Origin of the sequence: Mesorhizobium sp. M7A.F.Ca.CA.002.09.1.1 (assembly GCF_003998555.1) — a bacterium.
Taxonomy (GTDB): domain Bacteria; phylum Pseudomonadota; class Alphaproteobacteria; order Rhizobiales; family Rhizobiaceae; genus Mesorhizobium; species Mesorhizobium ciceri.
In genome coordinates, this window is the sequence record NZ_RZRR01001426.1 from 1 (window position 1) to 787 (window position 787).

The 787-nt window shown below is 54.3% G+C and carries 2 pseudogenes; one reads left to right on the forward strand and one right to left on the reverse strand.

The annotated features are described in order from the left end of the window. Positions 1-310, reverse strand: a pseudogene (locus tag EN994_RS33730) (helix-turn-helix transcriptional regulator); the annotation flags it as partial. A gap of 213 nt (positions 311-523) precedes the next feature. Here EN994_RS33730 and EN994_RS33735 point away from each other — a divergent pair. Then, positions 524-787 (forward strand): annotated as a pseudogene (locus EN994_RS33735) (diguanylate cyclase); the annotation flags it as partial.

Sequence of the window (787 nt, forward strand, 5' to 3'; positions counted from 1 at the left end):
ATACCTTGCTGGCCGTATCGGCTGCCTCGCCTTCGCGCTCCAAGGTGTTTTGAGCGGCTGAATTCCACTCCATGACCTTCCTGTCGCTGTTCAGGATCAGGTAGCCACAACCGATGCGATCAAGCATTCTCACAACAGATGCAAGGCTGCTCTGCCGTGGCTCGACAGCAACGCTGTCGAACCGTTGTGGTGCTTGATGCCAAGCGGAAGCATGGTCACCTTGCGTTCTCAAGGCGGAGACAGGCTTTCCCCCGAAACTTCCATATTGGCGACCAAGAATTCCATCATCTTGCCTACCAACCAGTGCCATTTTCTTACCTCCCGCAAAACGGCAACGCCTCCCAGTCAAAAGGAGGTGCCTTAAACATGTCAGTCAGGTCGCTTGGAGAGTAGCGGTCCGATCCGCCCCCGACATCGGACAAAATGCGCGCTACAATCCCGGGGAACAATCCTGCGGTCGGACTAGTCTGTACGCTTTTCGGTCTAATCTCGACGGACTAGTCAGAAGGTTATAGTCTGGCACATGCGTTTGCATTCGCTCAGTTTGCATCCGAACAGCTCAGGCAAGTTGCTGACCCGCCTTGCCTCGATGTCGCTCCTGATAGCGACACTTGCAGTCGAGACAGCGCTGCCGACCTCTGTGGCATACGACATCGGCTTTTTTGAGTTTGTTCCCGCCATTATTGCCATCTCATATTTCGAAGATCGCATGATCGCTCTTGCGGCAACATTTGTGATGGTTGCCGTCGGCTTGTTGACGCGGGATGTCCTGCACCATCCAATCGAT